Annotated in this window: 2 protein-coding genes; both read right to left on the bottom strand. The window is 61.2% G+C overall.

Annotation, left to right across the window (positions count from 1 at the left end; all coding sequences use genetic code 11):
- Positions 1 to 95: 95 nt before the first annotated feature.
- Positions 96 to 614 carry a hypothetical protein gene (locus ADK66_RS28165; protein WP_053660654.1) on the bottom strand — a complete coding sequence of 173 codons (519 nt, stop codon included), beginning with the start codon at positions 612 to 614 and terminating at the stop codon, positions 96 to 98.
- 63 nt (positions 615 to 677) lie between these two features.
- Complete coding sequence (locus ADK66_RS28170) at positions 678 to 962, bottom strand: hypothetical protein (RefSeq protein WP_053660656.1); 285 nt, start codon at positions 960 to 962, stop codon at positions 678 to 680.
- Between the last annotated feature and the right edge of the window lie 226 nt (positions 963 to 1188).

Genomic DNA, 1188 nt, shown 5'->3' on the forward strand with positions numbered 1-1188 from the left:
CTGGCGCAACCAACACGCCCAACCCAAAACCGGATACGCGATCAACTCCAAGATCCGCCATCCCGATTACCCGTTCAAGGCCGCATGACGAGGCACTAGTCATCAGATGCGACGACTACGTGAAGGCTTCGATCATTCCGATCAATCACGACGAACTCGTGGAAACCCAGGCTGCCGGTCACGTAGCCGTAGTCGTGCTCGTCTTCGGCTTCTGGATTGCGCAGCTTGTAGAGATCACCTGATCGCAAGACCGCGTACACGTGCTGCAGGCGTCGGTGGACTGCGTCAGGTTGGCGGTAGTTCGGGTCAGTCCATTCCTGTTCGTCAGCCCAGCTCTGGAGGAGCGATTCGGCATCCGCCGCTGTCCACGGCTCAAACAGCTCCGCGTGAACGCTACTGCGCCACCAGCGCCCGTGAATCGCAGGTTCGGTGATCACTGCCTCGGCATCGAAGGGTGAGGCGTAGTCGTGCGCGTACCCAGCGCTAGTGATGAGCGATGCAAGTAGTGAGCGATCATCCCGTGCAGTTTCGATGGCGAAGTGCGTCAGCTGGATCCACATGAAGGTGCCTTTGCCCATGTGGGCGATGTCGGAGCCGACGAGGCGCAACGTCATGAGTTGACCGTAGTGCGACCCGTGTCGATCTGCCGCCATCCGCGTGTCGTACCGGCAGTTCCGTCACTTGGCCGCTGACTTCCAAACCCGATCAAACTCGACTCCGGCGATTTCGAGGCGGCTCCAGTCCTCGTCCAAGTTGTAGAGGCTCGCTTGGCCAAGACCTCCGTAACGGTCTTCCTCGTGGCCGGCCCCGTAGCGCAGGATCGGGCCGGCGTCGTAAACCTCAACCTGCCGAATGGGCCAACCGTCGTCACCAACCTCGAAGTACCAGACAGAGTGCCCCCACTCGTCGAACTCATCCCCTCGGGTCTCATCCCAGCGACGGCGAAAGAAGCGGCTCGACACAGCAAGAGGCTACCGCTGCGCGCCGTCCTCATCTGCCGCTGGGACGCTAGCCTGCGTCCGCTCGCCGTTCGCCAGCCCAGTAATCGGCGAGTGCTGGTCGTATCGTGTCTGGATGTCGTCAAGGGTGCTTAGAACTCCTAACTCTTTGAACGCTGCAGCCGGCGCCAGCAGACGATGGCGCAGGCGAGGGTGAGGAACGCTTCGTGGATGTCGTCACGGATCTCCC

Origin of the sequence: Micromonospora sp. NRRL B-16802 (genome assembly GCF_001279555.1) — a bacterium.
GTDB lineage: Bacteria > Actinomycetota > Actinomycetes > Mycobacteriales > Micromonosporaceae > Micromonospora > Micromonospora profundi.